Annotated in this window: 15 protein-coding genes and 1 pseudogene; 6 read left to right on the top strand and 10 right to left on the bottom strand. The window is 71.5% G+C overall.

What is annotated here, in order from left to right; genetic code table 11:
• A pseudogene (locus ACFXOM_RS03945) lies at positions 1 to 126 on the top strand (IS110 family transposase); the annotation flags it as partial.
• An 8-nt stretch (positions 127 to 134) separates the two neighbouring features.
• On the opposite strand, the gene ACFXOM_RS03950 reads toward ACFXOM_RS03945, so the two are convergent.
• From ACFXOM_RS03950 to panB, 3 genes are all read right to left on the bottom strand, one after another.
• Complete coding sequence (locus tag ACFXOM_RS03950; RefSeq protein ID WP_384938590.1) at positions 135 to 1,130, bottom strand: ATP-binding cassette domain-containing protein; 996 nt, start codon at positions 1,128 to 1,130, stop codon at positions 135 to 137.
• Between the two features lie 180 nt (positions 1,131 to 1,310).
• The gene (locus ACFXOM_RS03955) at positions 1,311 to 1,676 is read right to left on the bottom strand and encodes a cupin domain-containing protein (RefSeq protein WP_384938592.1); all 366 of its coding nucleotides are present in this window, start codon (positions 1,674 to 1,676) and stop codon (positions 1,311 to 1,313) included.
• A 353-nt stretch (positions 1,677 to 2,029) separates the two neighbouring features.
• Positions 2,030 to 2,896: a 3-methyl-2-oxobutanoate hydroxymethyltransferase gene (panB, locus tag ACFXOM_RS03960; protein WP_384938594.1), complete on the bottom strand. Its 867-nt coding sequence runs from the start codon at positions 2,894 to 2,896 to the stop codon at positions 2,030 to 2,032.
• A gap of 201 nt (positions 2,897 to 3,097) precedes the next feature.
• Here panB and ACFXOM_RS03965 point away from each other — a divergent pair, with 201 nt between their 5' ends.
• Positions 3,098 to 4,726: an MFS transporter gene (locus tag ACFXOM_RS03965; protein ID WP_384938596.1), complete on the top strand. Its 1,629-nt coding sequence runs from the start codon at positions 3,098 to 3,100 to the stop codon at positions 4,724 to 4,726.
• 379 nt (positions 4,727 to 5,105) lie between these two features.
• Entirely contained in the window at positions 5,106 to 6,128 is a 1,023-nt protein-coding gene (locus ACFXOM_RS03970; RefSeq protein WP_384938598.1) for an endonuclease/exonuclease/phosphatase family protein, read from the top strand.
• Between the two features lie 192 nt (positions 6,129 to 6,320).
• Here the strand turns inward: ACFXOM_RS03970 and ACFXOM_RS03975 are convergent, their stop codons facing one another.
• The 3 genes from ACFXOM_RS03975 to ACFXOM_RS03985 form a co-directional block, all read right to left on the bottom strand.
• The gene (locus tag ACFXOM_RS03975; protein WP_384948222.1) at positions 6,321 to 8,078 is read right to left on the bottom strand and encodes an NAD+ synthase; all 1,758 of its coding nucleotides are present in this window, start codon (positions 8,076 to 8,078) and stop codon (positions 6,321 to 6,323) included.
• Positions 8,079 to 8,298: 220 nt separating this feature from the next.
• Entirely contained in the window at positions 8,299 to 9,939 is a 1,641-nt protein-coding gene (locus ACFXOM_RS03980; protein ID WP_384938602.1) for a multicopper oxidase family protein, read from the bottom strand.
• 95 nt (positions 9,940 to 10,034) lie between these two features.
• Positions 10,035 to 10,550 carry a hypothetical protein gene (locus ACFXOM_RS03985; RefSeq protein ID WP_384948220.1) on the bottom strand — a complete coding sequence of 172 codons (516 nt, stop codon included), beginning with the start codon at positions 10,548 to 10,550 and terminating at the stop codon, positions 10,035 to 10,037.
• Between the two features lie 201 nt (positions 10,551 to 10,751).
• Between ACFXOM_RS03985 and ACFXOM_RS03990 the strand changes: the two genes are divergently transcribed.
• Positions 10,752 to 11,681 carry an alpha/beta fold hydrolase gene (locus ACFXOM_RS03990; protein ID WP_384948217.1) on the top strand — a complete coding sequence of 310 codons (930 nt, stop codon included), beginning with the start codon at positions 10,752 to 10,754 and terminating at the stop codon, positions 11,679 to 11,681.
• Here ACFXOM_RS03990 and ACFXOM_RS03995 read toward each other — a convergent pair.
• Positions 11,602 to 12,021 (bottom strand): CBS domain-containing protein, encoded by a 420-nt coding sequence (locus ACFXOM_RS03995; RefSeq protein ID WP_384938607.1) that lies wholly within the window; start codon positions 12,019 to 12,021, stop codon positions 11,602 to 11,604. The genes ACFXOM_RS03990 and ACFXOM_RS03995 overlap by 80 nt on opposite strands.
• 902 nt (positions 12,022 to 12,923) lie before the next feature.
• On the opposite strand from ACFXOM_RS03995, the gene ACFXOM_RS04000 reads away from it, so the two are divergent.
• The gene (locus tag ACFXOM_RS04000) at positions 12,924 to 14,285 is read left to right on the top strand and encodes a glutamine synthetase family protein (protein WP_384948214.1); all 1,362 of its coding nucleotides are present in this window, start codon (positions 12,924 to 12,926) and stop codon (positions 14,283 to 14,285) included.
• Positions 14,286 to 14,535: 250 nt separating this feature from the next.
• On the opposite strand, the gene ACFXOM_RS04005 is transcribed toward ACFXOM_RS04000, so the two are convergent.
• Together ACFXOM_RS04005 and ACFXOM_RS04010 are read right to left on the bottom strand one after the other, a co-directional pair.
• Positions 14,536 to 14,907, bottom strand: coding sequence for a hypothetical protein (locus ACFXOM_RS04005; protein ID WP_384938611.1), 372 nt, complete (start codon positions 14,905 to 14,907; stop codon positions 14,536 to 14,538).
• A 126-nt stretch (positions 14,908 to 15,033) separates the two neighbouring features.
• Complete coding sequence (locus ACFXOM_RS04010; protein ID WP_384938613.1) at positions 15,034 to 15,471, bottom strand: VOC family protein; 438 nt, start codon at positions 15,469 to 15,471, stop codon at positions 15,034 to 15,036.
• Between the two features lie 781 nt (positions 15,472 to 16,252).
• Here ACFXOM_RS04010 and ACFXOM_RS04015 point away from each other — a divergent pair.
• Entirely contained in the window at positions 16,253 to 19,270 is a 3,018-nt protein-coding gene (locus ACFXOM_RS04015) for a bifunctional [glutamine synthetase] adenylyltransferase/[glutamine synthetase]-adenylyl-L-tyrosine phosphorylase (protein WP_385036889.1), read from the top strand.
• 342 nt (positions 19,271 to 19,612) lie between these two features.
• Here ACFXOM_RS04015 and ACFXOM_RS04020 read toward each other — a convergent pair whose 3' ends face one another.
• Positions 19,613 to 20,512 carry a phosphatase PAP2 family protein gene (locus tag ACFXOM_RS04020; protein ID WP_384938617.1) on the bottom strand — a complete coding sequence of 300 codons (900 nt, stop codon included), beginning with the start codon at positions 20,510 to 20,512 and terminating at the stop codon, positions 19,613 to 19,615.
• Positions 20,513 to 20,568 lie beyond the last annotated feature (56 nt).

Consider the following 20,568-nt stretch of genomic DNA (forward strand, 5'->3'; position numbering starts at 1 on the left):
TCCGAAGGCAAACGACACCATCAGGCCCTGATCGCTCTGGCCCGCCGCAAGATCAACGTTCTCTACGCCATCCTGCGCGACCAACGCCCCTACGAGGCCCGGCCACCTCTTCGTCTCGTAGCTTGACAACAGCATTAGGCAGCGACCTCCTGGGGGATCGAGTCGGTGACGGACGCGGTCCTGTGGCCGGTGAGGGCCAGGAACACCTCGTCCAGGCTGGGCAGGTCGGTGCCGATGTCGGCGATGGCGAAACCGCGGGACCCCAGCAGGCCCACCACCGCGGTCAGTTGCTCGTCACTGAGGATCGGGACGTAGAGGGTGCCCTCGTCCGGCACGATCTGGGACCCCGCGATGCCGTCGAGGCCCGCCTCCCGGAGAGCCGCGGCCATGGCGGGGAGCTGCACCGCGTCTGCCGGGCGCAGCCGCAGGGTCCGGCCGCCGACCTTCGCCTTGAGCTCGTCGACCCGGCCTTCGGCGATGACCCGCCCGCGGTCGATGACGGTCAGCTCGTGGGCCAACTGCTCGGCCTCCTCCATGTACTGGGTGGTGAGGAGGACGGTCACGCCCTCGGCGACCATGCGCTGCACCTCGTCCCAGACCTCGTTGCGCGTGCGCGGGTCGAGACCGGTCGTCGGTTCGTCCAGATAGAGCACTTCGGGCTGCCCGATCATGGAGGCGGCCAGGTCGAGGCGGCGCCGCATACCGCCGGAATAGGTGGACGCCGGACGCTTCGCAGCTTCCACCAGCGAGAACCGCTCCAGCATCTCGTCCGCACGACGCCTCGCGTCCTTGCGGGACAGGTCGAGGAGCCGTCCGATCATGTAGAGGTTCTCCCAGCCGGACAGCTTCTCGTCCACCGAGGCGTACTGCCCGGTGAGACCGATGCTGCGGCGCAGCTGGTTGGGCTGGCGCACCACGTCGTAGCCGGCGACCGTGGCACGCCCGGCGTCCGGCGTGATCAAGGTGGACAGGCAACGGACCAGGGTGGTCTTCCCCGCGCCGTTCGGTCCGAGGACACCGAGCACCGTGCCCTCGCGGACGTCGAGGTCCACCCCGTCCAGCGCTTTCGTCTCGCCGTAGTGCTTCACGAGGCCTCGTACCTCGACGGCGTTCTTGTCGATTCGCGTCATGCCGAACACGGTGCCAGCCGCCACCGACAGTCCACCGACAGACCACCGACAGCCTGTGGACAACCATCGACAATCCACCGACGGGGCCGCCGCCCGGTGGCCGGTAGGCGGGCGACCGGCACGTCGGCGACGGGGGCTCCTCAACCTGCGGGAACGCTCAGGGCGGGCCCGTGGGGAGCATCACGCCGGCTTGGCGTAGTCCCCGTAGCCCGCCCAATCGACGATCACGCAGGCCTCGTCCCCCACCACCCAGGCGTCGTGCCCGGGCTCGATGCCGACGTAGTCGCCCGGACCCACGTCGGCGGACTCCCCGTCGTCCATGACGATCCTCATCCGTCCGCTGACCACGTACCCGGCATGGGGGGCCTCGCAACTCTCGGTCTGGGCGAGGGGCTTGACGTGCTTGGACCACTGCCAGCCCGGTTCGAACACGGCCCGGCCGACCGGGCCCCGGTCGGTCTCGACGAGTTGGAGACGTCCCGAGCCGTTCTCGAACGGACGGGTCTCGTCGGCGGAGTCGAAGTTCTTGGTGAACAGTCCTGCCATGGTCATCCGCCTCCGGAGGAGTGGGCGGTCGGTCCCCCGAGTCCAGCTTCAGGCTACGCCCGGGTGGACGCGGTCTCCCGCCCACACGACCGGCCCAGCCGCATCCGCCCGCGGTTCAGCTCCGGGGATGCTGCCGCGCAGCCCGCCGGCGGTGGTGCCTTCCCGGGAGTCCACCACCGCCGCGGCCCCGGCCGCCCGGCAGCCCGCCGAGGACACCGCCGGCGGCCCACTGCACGAGCCGCGCATGACGACAGCCCGCCGACGGGGGAAGATCGGCGGGCTGTCGTTGGTGCCGGGAGTGGCCTGGCGGTGCCGCCACGTGCCGGTGGCGACCGGCGGACGGCTCCGGCGGACTAGTGGAAGGTGTGCTCCTCTGCGGGGAACGCGCTCTGGGCCACGTCCTCCGCGAACGCCCGGGCCGCGTCGCCGAGCGTCTGCCGCAGGTTCGCGTACTGCTTGGTGAAGCGCGGCACCTTCCCGCCCGTCAGACCGGCCATGTCGGTCCACACGAGCACCTGGGCGTCCGTGTCGGGACCGGCACCGATGCCGATCGTGGGGATGTGCAGGGAGCGGGTGACCTCGGCGGCCAGCTCGGCCGGGACGAGCTCCAGGACCAGCGCGAACGCGCCCGCGTCCTGCGCCGCCTTGGCGTCGCGCAGCAGTCGGTGGGCGGCCTCGTCGCTGCGTCCCTGGACCCGGTAGCCCATGGTGTTGACCGACTGCGGGGTGAGGCCCAGGTGGGACATGACCGGAATGCCCGCCTGGACGAGCATCTCCGTCTGGGGCAGCGAACGTTCCCCGCCCTCCAGCTTCACCGCGCCGACGCCGGCTTCCTTCACCAGCCGGGTCGCCGAGCGCAGGGCCTGCACCGGTCCCTCCTGGTACGAGCCGAAGGGAAGGTCGCCGACGACCAGGGCGCGCTTCGTGCCCCGTACGACCGCGGCGGAGAGGAGGGCCATCTCGTCCATCGTGACGGGCACGGTGGTGTCGTAGCCGAGATGACAGTTGCCCATGGAGTCGCCGACGAGCACCACCGGGATGCCGGCCTCGTCGAAGACGGACGCCGTCATGGCGTCGTAGGCGGTGAGCATGGGCCACTTCTCGCCGCGTTCCTTGGCCGCGGCGATGTCGAGCACAGTGATGCGGCGCGTGCCCTTGCCGCCGTACAGCGCCTTGTCGCTGCTGCCGGCGGGCTGTTTCTGGGCAGCCTGAAGCGTCATGGTGAACAGCTCCTTCGTCATCTCGAGGCGCCCTCACGGCGTCCCCGGACCGTGTCCATGGTGGCATCCGTTGCCGTGCCGCGTGAAGTGTCGTCGTTCACACGACGGCGATGTTGCGCCACGAAGGCCCGCGGTCGGCTCCGTGACCGGTATGGGCTAGGCGAGAGGGTCCCGTGTCGAAACTTCCCTCACGCTGGAACCATGTCCACACCGCCAGGCCCTCCGCCCGCCGCACCCCGCGTGCCGGAAGCCGTCCATCGACGCCGTTGGGCCATTCTCGGCGTCCTCATGTTCAGCGTGCTCCTGGTCGTGTTGGACCACTCGATCATGAATGTGTCGGTCAAGACGATCGCCACCCCGGCCCCCGTCGGCATCGGTGCCAGCCAGGCGCAACTCGAGTGGGCGATTAATTCCTACACGCTCGTCTTCGCCGCTCTGCTCTTCACCGCGGGAGTGCTGGGGGACCGCTCGGGCCGCAAGAAGGCATTGCTCTTCGGTCTGGCGGTGTTCGGCGTCGGATCGGTCCTCGCCGCCTTCTCCGGATCGGCCACCGAGCTGATCGCGTACCGCGCCGTGATGGGGTTCGGCGCAGCGTTCGTCATGCCCGCCACCCTCGCCGTCCTCATGAACGTGTTCGAGCGGGACGAGCAGGCCAGGGCCATCGGCATCTGGGCAGGCGGGGTGGGGGTTTCCATCGCCCTCGGCCCGCTGACCGGCGGTCTCCTGCTCGAACACTTCTGGTGGGGCTCGATCTTCCTGGTCAACGTCCCGGTGGTGATCGTCGGATTCATCGCGATGGCCCTGCTCGTCCCCGACTCCCGGGATCCGTCCCCCGGGCGGATCGACCCGGTCGGTGTGCTGCTCTCCATCGTCGGACTGGTGCTGCTGGTGTACGGCATCATCCACAGCGGCGAGCGCGCCTCCCTCACGGCGCCCGCCGTACTGCTGCCGCTGCTCGGCGGACTCGCCGTGCTCACCGCGTTCGTGGTGTACGAGACGCGTACCGACCACCCGGCACTCGACTTCTCCTACTTCCGCAACCCCGTGTTCTCGGCGGCCGTCGCGGCCACCGCGCTCGCCTTCCTCTCGATGATGGGCGTGGCCTTCTTCTCGGTCTTCTACCTCCAGAGCGTGCGCGGCTTCAGCCCGCTCGCCGCGGGCCTGCTGGTGCTGCCGCTCGCGGTCGCCCAGTCGGCGTTCGCGCCGCGCGCCCGACTGGCGGTCCGGCGGTTCGGCGCCAAGGCGACCTGCACGGTCGGCATGCTGATGATCACGGCTGGTCTGGCCGCGTTCTCGCTCTTCGACTCCTCGACGCCGCTCTGGGTGATCGAGCTCGCCTTCCTGGTGCAGGGCACCGGCATGGGGCACGTGATGCCGCCGGTGACGCTGGCGGTCATGCAGGCCGTGCCGCGGGAGAAGGCGGGCGTGGGTTCCGCGATCAACAACACCTTCCGCCAGATCGGCGGCGCGCTGGGCGTCGCCGTCCTGGGCTCGCTGCTCTCCGCGACGTACCGGCGCGACATCGAGGGGACCCTCGACGCGAACCCTGCGGTGCCCGAAGCCATCCGGCAGGAGGCGGGCGAGTCGATCGAGGCGACGCTGGCCGTCGCGGGGAAGCTCGGACGGGCCGGGGAGCCGCTGGTGGTCCCCGCGTACGACGCCTTCGTCGCAGCCATGCACGTGGCGGCCCTGGGGGCGGCGGCGGTGACCGCGGTGGCCGCCGTGGTCGTGGCGGTGCACCTCCCCGGGCGCGTCGCGCCGCTGGAGGAGGGGGCGACCGTACCGGGCGAGCCGGAGGAACGACCGGCGGCCGGGGCGGCCCGCGGGTGACGACGGAGCCGGGCACGCCGCACGGGTCACCGGGCGGGGGTCGGTCGCGAAGCCGTCGCGGGCCGGTCCCGCTGCGGCTCGCCGGCGCCTGGGGTGGGCACCGGACCGCGCGGCGGCCGGAGGGTCCGTCCCCCGCCGTGTGCAAGGCCGCTGCGGCCCCGCTGCGGCGGCTTCCGTGAGCGCGTACCGCCCCTGTCCGCCCGAGTGCTCGCTGACCTGCAAATATGCGCGTTCTGTCACAGGCCCGCCGGTTCCGCCCTTGATCGGAACCCGTCGCTGCGGCCGCTCGTCCTGGAGACCGTACGGCGGAACCACGCCGGTCATCGCCTAGGGTCATGGCGGGCAGGCGTGCACGGCAAGGCAGTGAGGACGGGCGCACATGCGGCAGGCAATCATGACGGAGACGGGGAACGACGGAGCGGAGGGCCCCCGCTCCGGATCCCGGGTCCGGTCACTGCTCGACCGCTGGCGCTCCGACCCCGGCATCTGGCGCCGCGGCATCGTGCTCGCGGCCCTGGCGGTGATCGTGGCGCTGCTCATGATCCTGCACGCCCACATCCCCAACGAGGTGGGCAACTTGGGCAGCCTCACGGAGACGTTCCTCCCGTGGCTGGGGCTGCTCATCCCGGTCCTGCTGGCCCTCGCCCTCGTCAGGCGGTCGGCCACCGCGCTGGTCGCGTTGGTGCTCCCGGTGGTCGTTTGGCTGAACCTCTTCGGTGGGCTCGTCAGCGACAAGTCGGGTGGTGGCGGGAGTCTCACGGTGGCGACGCACAACGTCAACGCCGACAACCCGGACCCGGAGGGAACCGCCCGCGACGTCGCGGCTTCCGGGGCGGACGTGATCGCCCTGGAGGAGCTGAAGGCGGACGTGGTCCCCGTGTACGAGAAGGCACTGGCAGGGCAGTACCGCTACCACGACGTCAAGGGCACCGTGGGGCTGTGGAGCAAGTACCCGATGAACGACACGCGGCCCGTGGACATCCGGCTCGGCTGGGTCCGCGCCATGCGCTCCACGGTGGCCACGCCCGCGGGCGACGTCGCGGTCTACGTCGCCCATCTGCCGTCGGTGCGCGTCAAGCTGCACGCGGGCTTCACCGCCAGCCAGCGGGACACCAGCGCGGACGCACTGGGCGAGGAGATCGCCCGGGACCCGGTGGGCAAGGTGGTTCTGCTCGGTGACCTGAACGGCACCATGAACGACCGCTCGCTGAACGCGGTCACCTCCCAGATGCGCTCAACGCAGGGTGCGGCGGGTGACGGTTTCGGCTTCAGCTGGCCCGCGTCGTTCCCGTTGGCCCGTATCGACCAGATCATGGTGAAGGGCGTGCAGCCGGTGTCCTCCTGGACGCTGCCGAAGACGGACAGCGACCACCTGCCGATCGCCGCCCGCATCAAGGTCTGAACGGACGGACGAGGGCGGATGCCGCGGGCCCGGGGCCCGGGAAGCGCCGCCGGGCGGTCCGCAAGCCGAGCGCCGCTGCGCACGTCGTGGGCATCCGCTCCGCACGGCGAAGGGGCCTCCCTCCCGCACCGCGAGGGAGGCCCCTTCGCCGTGCCCGTCTGCGGGCCCCGTGCGGTGATCGGCCCCCGGCGGTCAGCCCGCCGTCTCGCGCCACCGGTTGGTGATCGGCAGCCGGCGGTCCTTGCCGAAGCCCTTGGCGGAGATCTTGGTCCCCGGGGGGTACTGGCGCCGCTTGTACTCGGCCGTGTCGACGAGGCGGAGCGTCCGGGTGACGACCTCCTCGTCGAAGCCGGCCGCCACGATGGTGTCCTTGCCCTGGTCGCGGTCGACGTACAGCTCCAGGATGCGGTCCAGCACGTCGTAGTCCGGCAGGGAGTCGGTGTCGACCTGACCCGGGCGGAGCTCTGCGCTCGGCGGCTTGGAGATGGAGCTCTCCGGGATCGGCGGGGTCTGTCCGCGCTCGGCGGCGGCCCGGTTGCGCCACTTCGCCAGGCGGAAGACCGAGGTCTTGTAGACGTCCTTGATCGGTCCGTACGCACCGACGGAGTCCCCGTACAGCGTCGAGTAGCCCACCGCCAGCTCGGACTTGTTGCCCGGCGCGAGCACGATCTGCCCCTCCTGGTTGGACACGGCCATCAGCAGGGTGCCGCGCAGCCGCGACTGGAGGTTCTCCTCGGCGAGCCCGGTGAGCCCCAGCGAGCCCATGTAGGCGTCGAACATCGGCTCGATGGAGACGGTCCTGAAGTTCAACCCGGTACGCCGGGCCAGCTCGGCGGCGTCGTCCTTGGAGTGGTCCGAGGAGTACTTGGACGGCATCGAGATGCCGTACACGTGCTCCGCGCCGAGGGCATCGCAGGCGATCGCGGCGACCAGCGCGGAGTCGATGCCCCCGGACAGGCCGACCAGCACGGACCGGAACCCGTTCTTGGCGGCGTACGCCCGCAAGCCCACGACCAGCGCGGAATACACCTCCTCGTCGTCGTCCAGGCGCTCGGCGTATCCGCCGGTGAGCTCCGGCTCGTACGGGGGGACGGGCTCCTCGGAGATCACGACGCGGTCGATGGTGAGCCCGTCGTCGACCCGGCCGGACGGTGGCTCGGCGGACGCCGCGGGCAGGTCGAGGTCCAGGATCACGCTGCCCTCGGCGAACTGCGGGGCGCGCGCGATCACCTCGCCGTCCTTGTCCACGACGATCGAGTCCCCGTCGAAGACCAGCTCGTCCTGGCCCCCGATCATCGCGAGGTACGCCGTGGTGCAGCCCGCCTCCTGTGCCCGCTTGCGGACCAACTCCAGACGGGTGTCGTCCTTGTTCTGCTCGAACGGCGAGGCGTTGATCGAGATCAACAGCCCTGCCTGCGCCGAGCGGGCCGCGGGGACCCGGCCGCCGTCCTGCCAGAGGTCCTCGCAGATGGCGAGCGCGACGTCGACGCCGTGGACGCGGACCACCGGCATGGTGTCGCCCGGGACGAAGTACCGGAACTCGTCGAAGACGCCGTAGTTGGGCAGGTGGTGCTTGGCGAACGTCAGCGCGACCCGGCCGCGGTGCAGCACCGCTGCGGCGTTCTGCGGGGCACCGGCGGGCTGGCCGTAGCGGGGCTGTGCCTTCTCCGAGCGGTCGAGGTAGCCCACGACCACGGGGATCTCGGCGAAACCCTCGTCGGCCAGCCGACCGGCGAGGGACCGCAGGGCCGTCCGAGAGGCCTCGACGAAGGAGGAGCGAAGGGCCAGGTCCTCGACGGGGTAGCCCGTCAGCACCATCTCGGGGAACGCGACCAGGTGCGCACCCTGCCGGACGGAGTGCCGGGTCCAGTGCACGATCGACTCGGCGTTGCCGGCGAGATCGCCGACGGTCGAGTCGATCTGATTCAGGGCGAGGCGTAGTTGAGGCACGCGCCCCAGTGTAATCGTCTCTCTGACGCGATGTCCTGGCCCCGTGATGTGCGCCATCCCACGGTCGGTGCCGAGCGGGGCGTGCTGGCCGGTTCCGGGAGCTTCGGATGCGGGGCACGGAGAGCCCCGGGCGGGAGGGGCCGCCCTTCTACGGCACGACGGGGGAGGCGGGGGGGGGGGGGGGGGGGGGGGGGCCCCCCCCCCCCCCCCCCCCGGCGCCCTACGAGCGGTAGGCGACCGTCGCCATCATCCCTGACTCCGAGTGGTAGATGTTGTGGCAGTGCATCATCCACAGGCCCGGGTTGTCCGCGTCGAAGTCCACCGTCAGTTTGCGGTGCGGCAGGACGATCGCGGTGTCCTTGCGGGCGCCGGAGCCGTTGATCCCCGCGAGTGCGTAGGTGTGCCCGTGCAGGTGGATGGGGTGCCACATGTCCGTCGCATTGAGGAACACCATGCGCACCCGCTCGCCCTCGCGGACGGCGTAGCGGTGGTCGGGGGTGTAGGGCTTCCGGTCGAAGGCCCAGTCGTACTTGGCCATGCCGCCGGTCAGTTTGATCCGCATCTCGCGGTCCGGTCTGCGCCGTTCGAGCTCCACCGACTCGTCGGGTTCCACGTCGGCGCAGGAGGTGAGTACCTTGCCGTAGAGCTCGGCGGGGCGGGCGGCGTCCTCAGGGCGCGCGCCACGGGCGGTGCGCAGGACGGCCATCGCCGTGCCCCCCTTGCCCTCGGCGAGGGCGGAGAGCGGGAACGTCCCGTCCTTGGCGGTGAACAGTACGTCGTACCTTTCGCCCATGCCGAGCAGCAGGGCGTCGGTCTTGACGTGCTGGATGGGGTAGCCGTCCGAGTGGGTGACGGTCAGCTCGTGGCCCCCGAGCGCCACCCGGAAGCCCGTGTCGCCGCCCGCGTTGATGATGCGCAACCGGATCCGGTCGCCGGGCTTGGCGACGAACTCCGACGGGTCGTCGGCCGTGCGCCCGTTGATCAGGTAGTACGGGTAGTCGACGTCTCCCGCGTGACCGCCGAGCAGCTTGCTCCGCATGTTCATCCGTACCCGGTTCGGTCCGGGGCGCCGCGCCGTGTCCGGCGACGACCACCCGGGCTCCACCGGAGTGGGCATGGCGTGGTGGTCGTCGTCGTGGTGCATTTTCGCGCCGGAGCCCTTGTGGAGCTGGGAGAAGACCGACTCCGGGCTGGACCCCTCCACCCCGTCGACCCAGTCGTCGATGAGGACGATCCACTCCCGGTCGTAGGAGAGCGGCTCCTTCGGGTCGTCCACGATCAGCGGTGCGTACATCCCGCGGTCGATCTGCACACCGGAGTGCGGATGGAACCAGTACGTGCCCGGGTGCGGCACCACGAAGCGGTAGGAGAACGATTCTCCTGCCCTGATCGGTGGCTGCGTCACGTTGGGCACGCCGTCCATGTCGTTGCGCAGGGCGATGCCGTGCCAGTGCAGCGAGGAGGACACCGGCAGGTGGTTGGCGAGGGTGAGGGCGAGCGTGTCGCCCGCGGTGACCCTGACCTCCCGGCCGGGCAGGCCGTCGTCGTAGATCCATGACTTGACGGTGCGTCCGCCGCCCAGTTCGACCCGGCCGACGTTGGCGGTGAGCCGCACGCTGCGCACCCGGCCGTTGCCGTGGCGCTCCCCGTCGGCCGCCAGGACCTCGCGGCCGTCGGGCGAGACGAATCCCTCGGGGGCGGGCGGTACGGAGTGACCGCCCGGCGCGGGAAGTCCCGATGCGTTCCCGCCGTGTGCGCGGTGCTCGGCGCCGCCCGAGCAGGCGGACAGGAAAGCCGAACCTACCGCGGCGAGCCCGGTGCCGAGGACGGCCCGGCGGGTGGTGTCGTTGTGCGTGCGCATGACTGAATGCACCTCACAGGGGTGTCGGTGTTACATGCGGAATGGACGCGTCCGCTGCACGGACACACCGCTCGGAGAACGGAGGTCCCCAGCAGTCAGGATCGGTTCTTGATCCGCAGCACCGACGACTGCGCGAGGAATATCCCCGACGGGGACGGGTTCGAGCCCAGGGCGTGCAGCAGGCGTGCGAGGGAGAGCACGCGCGCACGGCCCGAACGCCGTGGCAGCCGTCCACCCGTGGCCATGAGCCGGGTGAATCCCCATGCCCCGAGCAGGACGAGGCGTATGCGCGCCGGCGCGGGCCGGTGCCCGGCGTACGGCCCCGATCCGGGCGGCGAACCAGGCCCGTGACCCCCGTGGGCGTCCGCGGTCCCGACCGTCGTGGCGCACGGTTCGTGCTGCCCCGGAGGTCGAGGTGCGTCGGGTGGGTCGTGCCGCGGAGAATGCACCGCAGCAGCGCGGCCGTCGTCACCCCGGCCCGTCCGGCGGGTCGGCGCGTACGCCGGTACGGGCCCGGGAGCGAGTCCCGGCGTGTGCAGCGACGTCGGTCCGGACAGCACCGCCGTGTGCAGCAACGGCTGCGCGCAGTGCGGTACCCGGTCCGTGACCATGCCCGGCAGCCTACCCCCGCCCGGTATCCGTCGACGTGCGGACACACCTGATGCCGACGATCATGGCCGCATGATGATCGGTCCGCGTCGCGTCGTCCCCGGACGGCGTGCACGAGCCGACGCGTCGGGGCGGTGGGTGCCACGCTCGCCGCCCGCGGCGCACCAGCGGAACGTGGCGCAGCAGGGGACGAGGGGGAGAACATGACGTTCGTACGGGTCGGCGAGGTGTCCCACCACGTGGTGGTCGAGGGCAGCGGGCCCTCTTGCATCCTCAGCGCCGGTCTCGCCATGAGCTGGTTCGACTGGGACCCCGTCGTCCCGCTGCTGACCCCGCACCGTACCGTCGTCCGCTTCGACCGCCCGGGACACGGGCTCAGCGGTCCGGCGGTCGTGCCCCCGTCCGCGGTCGGCGAGGCCCATCGCATCGCCGCGATCCTCGACGCGCTCGGCATCACCGAACCCGTCACGGTCGTCGGACACTCCATCGCCGGTTTCCACGCCGAGGCCTTCGCCCGCATCCACCCGGCCCGCACGGCCGGAGTCGTGCTCGTCGACTCCAGCATCGAGGAACACGCGCGCTTCCCCGCGGCGCCCGCGGTCCGCACGACCGTGGCGCACGCGGTCGGCAGCGTCCTGACTGCCGTGGGAGCACCCGTGGTGCTCGGCCCGCTCGTCCGGCGCGGCATGGTCCGGCTCTCGCGCACGGGCGGCGGCGACCCGGCCCCCGCGGAGCTGGTGCGTCGTTGCTACGCCACGGGGCGGGTTCTGCAGGGCGCCCTGCTGGAGAACACCCACTACCGCGCGGTCGCCGCGGAACTCCTCGCGCTGCGCGGTCGGTTGCCGCTGAGGGACGGTCTCCCCGTCACCGTCCTCGCCGCCTACGACGGCCGGGGCGGAGCCTGGGGACGGCGCTGGCTCGCGCGTCAGCGCGCGCTGGCCGCGGAGCTCGGTGGTGCGCGCTTCGAGGCCGTCGAACCGTCCGGTCACCTGGTGATGCTGGACCGCCCGGACGCGGTGGCCCGGGCGGTCCTCATGCCGAGGGAAGAGCGGGTCAACCCCGCGCATACACCTGCTCGACCCACGACGCGATCTGGTCCTCCGGCAGATGCCGGGCCAGATCGGCTTCACTGATCATTCCGACGAGGCGCTTGTTCTCGATGACCGGCAGTCTGCGGATCCTGTGGTCCTGCATCTCGTGCAGCACCTCGTCCACTTCGGCGTCCGCGTCGATCCAACGAGGCGTGCCCTTGGCCATCTCGCCCGCGGTGACCTTCGACGGGTCGCGTCCCATGGCGACACAGCCGACGACGATGTCACGGTCCGTCAGGATGCCGCAGAGGCGTTCGTCGGCATCGGAGATGGGAAGGGCGCCCACGTTCAGCTCGCGCATCAGCTGCGCGGCACGGTCGAGCGTCTCGTGCGAGGGGATCCACTGGGCCCCTCGGTGCATGATGTCCCTGGCGGTGGTCATGGGGTCCGTACCTCCTGCATGGGTCCCGCGCGACGACCTCTGTCGCCCGTCGTCACCCGTTGCCCCTGAACGGGCGGAAAGGAGCCTGCCGACGGTCGGCTGACCTTGCGCGTCACACCGATCGGGCGAACCGTCCGCCCCCGCGGGCGGGACTCCCGCCGGCGTGCACCTCGGCGCCCGGCCGGCCACGGAGCCCGGCCGGCTGGTTCCGGCCGACGCAGAACAAGCCGTCTTCGACCTTACCGCCGACGTGGTCGTGGCGCCCGGCGGAGGGGCCGCCGACCGCGGCCCCTCCCCACACGGACGGCGTCGTACGCTCCCGGCGCCGTCGCGGCCCTCCCCGGCGCCCCGGCGCTCCCGCACCGAACGGGCCGGATTCACGGAACCGGCCGGGCCGCGCCGGGCGGTCAGCGGCGTGGCGCGCCGCTCCCGGAGCAGGTCCGCCAACAGGGCCGGCTCGGACCCTGGGCGTCGGAGCGGTGAGCACGGCGGATGTACGGTCCGGGAAGGAAGCCGCGGTCGTCGCGCCGGTAGGAGCAGTCGTACGCCGGTGCCGGTGCCGGTGCCGGTGCCGGTGCTGCGGCCAGGTGCCCGTGACGGGCGCCGCGGGTGCCTGCGTCCGGTGTCGTGTCCACTGTCCGTCGCGCAGCGGAAGAGCGCCGCGAAGAGCGTCACCACGACACCCAGGAGCGCCGCGGGACGCGCTGTGCGCGCGGTGCGCGCGGTGCGGGTGTGCCCGTACCCCCCCATGGCCGCAGGCGGCAGTGGCGTGGTGGTGGCGGGGACGTGCCCCATGCCCCAGGAGGTGCGTAATCTGGGCGAAACCCCGGGTCGTGATACTGAAGCTCCTCACTACGCCCTGGCGGTGGTGCACAGGCCGTCTGAACTGCAAGGATGTGGCTATGGACAAGCAGCAGGAATTCGTGCTCCGCACGCTCGAGGAGCGCGACATCCGGTTCGTGCGCCTGTGGTTCACCGATGTGCTCGGCTTCCTGAAGTCGGTCGCGGTGGCACCCGCCGAGCTCGAGCAGGCATTCGACGAAGGCATCGGCTTCGACGGATCGGCCATCGAGGGCTTCGCGCGTGTCTACGAGTCCGACATGATCGCCAAGCCGGACCCGGGGACCTTCCAGATCCTGCCGTGGCGCGCAGAGGCCCCCGGCACGGCCCGGATGTTCTGCGACATCCTCATGCCCGACGGCTCGCCGTCCTTCGCCGACCCGCGCTTCGTCCTCAAGAGGATCCTCGCCAAGACCTCGGACCTGGGTTTCACCTTCTACACCCACCCCGAGATCGAGTTCTTCCTGTTGAAGGACAAGCCGCTCGACGGCACCCGACCCACCCCGGCCGACAACTCCGGGTACTTCGACCACACCCCGCAGAACGTCGGCATGGACTTCCGCCGCCAGGCGATCACGATGCTCGAATCCATGGGCATCTCCGTGGAGTTCAGCCACCACGAGGGTGCGCCCGGCCAGCAGGAGATCGACCTCCGGTATGCGGACGCGCTGTCGACCGCCGACAACATCATGACGTTCCGCCTGGTCATGAAGCAGGTTGCCCTGGAACAGGGCGTCCAGGCGACGTTCATGCCGAAGCCGTTCTCCGAGTACCCCGGCTCCGGCATGCACACGCACCTCTCGCTGTTCGAGGGCGACCGGAACGCGTTCTACGAGTCGGGCGCCGAGTACCAGTTGTCCAAGGTGGGACGATCCTTCATCGCCGGTCTGCTCAGGCACGCGGCCGAGATCTCGGCCGTGACCAACCAGTGGGTCAACTCCTACAAGCGGATCTGGGGCGGCTCGGCCCGTACGGCGGGGTCCGGCGGCGAGGCACCCTCGTACATCTGCTGGGGACACAACAACCGCTCGGCGCTGATCCGCGTCCCGATGTACAAGCCGGGCAAGACCGGCTCTTCGCGCATCGAAGTCCGCTCCCTGGACGCGGGCGCGAATCCCTACCTCGCCTACGCCGTCCTGCTCGCCGCGGGGCTCAAGGGCATCGAGGAGGGCTACGAACTCCCGGCCGGTGCCGATGACGACGTGTGGGCCCTCTCCGACGCGGAGCGCCGCGCCATGGGCATCGAGCCCCTGCCGCAGAACCTCGGCGAGGCGATCATGCTGATGGAGCGCAGCGAGCTGGTGGCGGAGACGCTCGGCGAGCACGTCTTCGACTTCTTCCTGCGCAACAAGAAGCAGGAGTGGGAGGAGTACCGCAGCGAGGTCACCGCCTTCGAGCTGCGGAAGAACCTGCCGGTGCTGTAATAGCAGGTCAAAGGGTGTAGGTACCGAAACGACCCTCAGGGCCGGGCGGCCCGCGGGCCGCCCGGCCCTGAGGCGTCTCAGACGCCCTGGGCCGTCACCTCCCGGTGCTCACGGAGCGCCTGCCCGACGTGGTGGGATCGTGGCACGTCCCGCTCCTTGCCCCGCTTCGGCGGCGCAGAGACCGGGTGGACTCGCTTTCAGGCCCGGCCCCGGGCCGCAGGTGCGGTGCGGGCAGGCGGCCCTGCCGGAGTCATCCGGTGCCGGTATCAGCCCTGTGCAGCACCTGGACCAACAGCAGGGCGCCCCCGGCCGCCACTCCCAGCGCCCCCGCGGCCAGGAAACCGCGGGAGGAACGCCAGGACAGCACCGACCACCGCGACTGGGCGGAAAACAACGAACCGGTACTCAGCCACGATCCTGCTGAGATCAGCGACAGGGAGGAACCGATCGAGCCGACCGAAAGGGCGCTACCGATCGAGCCCACTGACAAGGCCGAACCGACGGACCCCGCGGACAGCACCGATCCCACCGAGCCGATCGACAACACGGAGTCCTGTGACCACAACGACAGCACCGAACCAGTGGAGTCACGACGGACCGACCGCCGGGATAGTTTTGTCATGAGGCCATCCTGCCCGCTGGTCGCCCCGTCCTGGGGGGTGCGGACGGACGACGCGGGTCCCGGGTGAGGACCTTCCGGCATCTGGCCGCTGCGTGCCGGGGCGGACCCCCTCGCCACCCCCCGGCCTCAGCCGTGGCGTCGTGCCAGCGGCGCGGGAGCCTCCTGGACCACCCAGCCGTTGCCGTCCGGATCGTTGAAGAAGACGAAGGAGTTCCACGGTTCGCCCCTGCCGGGCGCCCAGCCCTTGGGGGAGACGTGTTGCACCGCACTGACCCCGACGCCCCGGCCGAGGAGTTCGTCGTGGGCCGCTTCGATGTCCGGAACGCAGAGCTGGACGCCCTGGACTGCGCCAGGCGCCATGGCGGTCTGCCCGGGCGCCGGGGGCATCCCCTCGCCGATCACGATCGAACAGCGGGAGCCCGGCGGGGTCAGTTGGAGGATGCGCACCCCCTCGGTGATCCGGGTGTCGTGGTCGACCGTGAAGCCGCACTGGCCGGCGTAGAAGTTCTTCGCCCGCTCCACGTCCGAGACCGGTATCACGAGCACTTCGAGGGTCCATTCCATGGCACCGCCCGGGGGTTCGGTGCGGACCGGCGATCCGCGTCGTCTGGACCCGCCGTTCGGGCCGTCCCGGGCGTCCGTCGGTCGGCGGTCCCCTCGGGGCGGTGTGCACTGCCGGCACGGCGGCGTCCCTCCGCCCTGTCCATCGTCCCCGCGCTGCGCCGGCCGCGCACGACGGCGGACGGTACCGCTGCGGCCCGCCGCCGTCCCGTCCCGCCCGTGTGTACGTCGTGGGGCGCGCAGCGTGGCTGCGGCGGTGGCCGGAGCCAGGGCGGGGAGGCTGCGGGGAGCAGCCGAGGTACGCCTGGACGCCGGAACATGGGGGCCGGGTATCGCCGCGTACCGGGTGCGCGCGACCTGGGCGCGAACGACGCGGCCGGCGGCGCCGGGCACCGGGCGCGCCGGGCCGTGGGGGGGGGCGGGGGACCGGCCGTGGCCAGGGCGGGCGGCGACGCCGAGACAGACCACGGCGGACAGCGGAGCATGGGCAGGGGCGGCCGAGGGGAGGACGGGGCGTCCGGGACCGGGTGCGGACCCGCTCCCCGGCGTACGGGATCCGGTGCGCCGCTCCCGACGCGCGGGGACGCCCGTGCCGCGAGGCCGTCCGCGGTGGCCGCGCGGCACGGGCGGCGGACACCCCGGAGCCACCTGTCGTCCCGTCCGGACCACGAGGAACATGGTGAACACGGAGGATCGGCCCCGCGTCCCGAACCTCGGGGCTCTCCCTCCCCAGTGCTGCGACTAGGCTCGGACCCGGATCCGGACCTTGATCGGAGGCGGCGGGATGACGACGGTGCCCGGACGCAGGAGCAGTACCTTCACCCGACTGCTGCGGCACGGCTTCACCCACCCCGCCGTCGCCGAGCGGTTCCTCGGACTGCCGGAGATGGCGTCGGTACGCGCCGACTCCGTGCTCCTGGATGCGTTGGGGGCCACCGCCGACCCCGATCTGGCGCTGCGCGGGCTCGTCCGACTGGTGGAATCCCAGCAGCCCGACGAGCGCCAGGGCCTGCTCGACACCCTGATCTCCGCGAAGCCGCTGCGCGACAGGCTGCTGGGCGTGCTGGGCGCGTCCGAGGCGCTCGGCGACCACCTGTCGCGCCATCCGCGGGACTGGCACGCCCTGGTGACGTACGAGTCCAGCGATCTCCACCCCGGCGTGGAGGAGTTCGAACACGGTCTCGCCGGCGCCACCGATCCGGTGTCCCTCCGTGTCGCCTACCGCCGCTGCCTCCTCGCGATCGCGGCCCGCGACGTCTGCGGGACCACGGACGTCGCCCAGACCGCGGCCGAACTCGCCGACCTGGCGACAGCCACGCTGCGCGCGGCGCTCGCCATCGCCCGCTCCGCCGCACCCGAGGACGCCGCACGGTGCCGGCTCGCGGTGATCGCCATGGGCAAGTGCGGCGGCCACGAGCTCAACTACGTCTCGGACGTCGACGTGATCTTCGTGGGGGAGCCCACCGAAGGGACCGACGAGGCCCAGGCGTTGAAGGCCGCGACTCGACTCGCGTCCCATCTGATGCGCATCTGCTCGGAGACCACCGTCGAGGGGGCGATTTGGCCCGTCGACGCCAACCTCCGGCCGGAGGGGCGCAACGGACCTCTGGTACGCACCCTCTCCAGCCACCTCGCGTACTACCAGAGATGGGCGAAGACCTGGGAGTTCCAGGCACTCCTCAAGGCGCGTGCGGTGGCGGGTGACCCCGAGCTCGGCGCCGAGTACATCGAGGCGGTGTCACCGCTCGTCTGGCAGGCCGCGGAGCGGGAGAACTTCGTCGCCGACGTGCAGAAGATGCGGCGCCGGGTCGTGGACAACATTCCGGTCGCCCAGATAGACCGTGAGTTGAAGCTCGGCCCCGGCGGACTGCGGGACGTCGAATTCGCCGTCCAACTGCTCCAGTTGGTGCACGGCCGCAGCGACGCCGCACTGCGCAGCGGCAGCACCCTCGGCGCGCTGGACTCCCTCGCGGCGGGTGGTTACGTGGGGCGGGCGGACGCGGCCCAGCTCGGTGAGGCCTACCGGTTCCTGCGCGCCATGGAGCACCGCATCCAGCTGTTCCGGCTGCGCCGCACCCACCTCGTGCCGGAGGGCGAGGACGACCTGCGCCGCCTCGGGCGCTCGCTGGGCCTGCGCACCGATCCGGTCGCCGAGCTGAACCAGGAGTGGCGGCGGCACGCGACGGTCGTCCGCCGGCTGCACGAGAAGCTGTTCTACCGGCCGCTGCTGGATGCGGTCGCGCAGCTCGCCCCCGGCGAGATCCGCCTCAGCGCGAAGGCCGCACGGCAGCGTCTGGAAGCGCTCGGGTACGCCGACCCGGCCGCGGCCCTACGCCATCTGGAGGCGCTGTCCTCCGGGATGACGCGCAAGGCGGCGATCCAACGGACGTTGCTGCCGGTGCTGCTCGGGTGGTTCGCGGACTCGGCCGACCCGGACGCGGGGCTGCTCGGCTTCCGGAAGGTGTCCGACGCGCTCGGCAAGACGCCCTGGTACCTGCGGCTGCTGCGCGACGAGGGTGCCGCGGCGGAGAACCTGGCACGGGTGCTGTCCGCCGGCCGGTTCGCTCCGGATCTGCTGCTGAGGGCTCCGGAGGCGGTGGCGCTGCTCGGGGATCCGGAGGGTCTGAAGCCGCGCGGGCGGGACCACCTGGAACAGGAGGTGCTCGCGGCGGTGGGGCGTGCGGACGGAGCGGAGACGGCGGTCGCGGCGGCCCGCGGGGTGCGGCGGCGCGAGCTGTTCCGTACCGCTGCGGCCGACCTCATCAGCTCGTACGGAACCGAGGAGAGCCCCGCGGAGCAGGCTCCCGGAGAGCTCGTGGACCGGGTGGGCAACGCGCTCACCGACCTCAACGCGGCGACGCTCGCCGGTGCCCTGCGCGCCGTCGTGCGCGCGAAGTGGGGCGACACGCTCCCCACCCGTTTCGCCGTCGTCGGCATGGGCCGCTTCGGCGGCCACGAGCTGAGCTACGGTTCCGACGCGGACGTCCTCTTCGTGCACGAGCCGCGCGAGGGCGTCGACGAACAGGAGGCCGCCCGGGCCGCGAACGAGGTGGTGGCCGAGATGCGCCGCCTGCTCCAGCTCCCCGCTTCCGATCCGCCGCTGCTGATCGACCCGGACCTGCGACCGGAGGGACGCAACGGCCCCCTGGTCCGTACGCTCGCCTCGTACGCCGCGTACTACCGCCGCTGGTCGCTCGTCTGGGAGAGCCAGGCCCTGCTGCGCGCCGAGCCGATGGCGGGTGACGCGGAACTGGGCGCCCGTTTCATCGACTTGATCGACCCGCTGCGCTACCCGGTGGAGGGCCTCGGTGACGAAGCGGTGCGGGAGATCCGCCGGCTCAAGGCGCGGATGGAGACCGAACGGCTGCCCCGTGGGGCCGACCCGACCCTCCACGTCAAACTGGGCCGCGGTGGTCTCAGCGACGTGGAGTGGACCGTCCAGCTCCTGCAGATGCGCCACGGCTGGGCGGAACCGGGCCTGAGGACCCCCCGCACCAGGGAAGCCCTCGCCGCCGCCCACGCGGCGGGGCTGATCTCCACCGAGGACGCCCAGATCCTCGATGACGCCTGGGTGCTCGCGACCCGTGCCCGCAACGCAACGATGCTGGTCCGCGGCCGTCCGGGCGACACCTTCCCTTCGGACGGGCGCGAACTGAGCGCCGTGGCCCGCTACTTGGGATACGGCAACGGGGACTCGGCACGCGGGGCGCAGACCGGGTACAGCGGTGAGATGGTGGACGACTACCGGCGGGCCACACGGCGGGCCCGGGCGGTGGTGGAGGAGCTGTTCTACGGGGCGTAGCCGCTGGCCCTCGCCGGCCGCCGGGGAAGGGCGACCCGGGCGTCGGTCGCGGAACAGCAGGGCCCGCGCCGGCCGGCTGCCGGCGGACACGGTCCACGGGGCGTGCGGTCAGCTGCCGAGGACGTTGTCCGTGGGGTGCAGCGGGGTGCCCGGGCGGCGTGCCGGTCGGGCCGGGCCGGGTGCCTCCACTTCTCGAGGGGTGCCACGCGATACGCAGGGAACGGGTCGCGGGCGTCGCGGGGTTCCGCGCCGTCGGGAGGCTGGGCCCGTCCGCCGGAGGAGGTGTCCGTGGAGGGGGTGAAGCGCCGGCCGCACGTGCTGGCCGCCGTCGCGGGTGATCGCTCAGCGGCGTGCGGAGTTCAGCCCCGCAACCCAGGTGCGCGACCGGTTGGAGCGGTCCCGCTCCGGGGTCGCCGCGACGTGCCGGGGCAAGCGGTGGGGCAGCGCGCCGTACCAGGCGTACGAGAGGACGTACCCGAACGCGAGGCACAGCAGGCCCCCGACCGCGTCCAGCCAGAAGTGGTTGGCGGTGGCGACGATGACCACGAGGGTCAGCGTCGGGTAGAGCAGGCCGAGGATCTTCGCCCACGGCGCCGAAGCCAGGGCGAAGACGGTCAGACCGCACCACATCGACCAGCCGATGTGCATCGACGGCATCGCCGCGTACTGGTTGGACATGTTCTTCAGGTTGCCCGAGGCCATCGAGCCCCAGGTGTGGTGCACCAGGACCGTGTCGATGAAGTGCTGGCCGGCCATCAGGCGCGGCGGTGCGAGCGGGTAGAGGTAGTACCCGAGGAGCGCGACGCCCGTGGTGGCGAAGATGATGAACCTCGTCGGGGCGTAGCGCCCGGGATGCCACCGGTAGAGCCAGACGAGCACGCCGATCGTCACCACGAAGTGCAGGGTGGCGTAGTAGTAGTTCATGGTCACGATGAGCCACGTCACCGAATTCACGGCATGGTTGACCGTATTTTCGACCGCTATGCCGAGCATCTGCTCGGTGTGCCAGATCCAGTCTGCGTTCCGCAGGGCCTGTGCCTTCTGCTCGGGCACTGCGTTACGAATGAGGGAGTATGTCCAGTAACTGACCGCAATGAGCAGGATCTCGAACCAGATGCGAGGCCGTCGAACCGACCGCAGCCGGTGCAGCCTGCTCGGCTCGGGAGCCGGACCGTCCTCGGTCACCATGGGTGACGGGAGGGACGTCCGGTCATCCAGAGTCTTCACGGTCGCTTCACCCATAGGGACAGAGTCTGCCAGATAGGTGGTCCTGCTCCGATCATCCCCCGGTCGGGTTC

It is taken from the genome of Streptomyces sp. NPDC059169, from assembly GCF_042755225.1.
Lineage (GTDB): Bacteria > Actinomycetota > Actinomycetes > Streptomycetales > Streptomycetaceae > Streptomyces.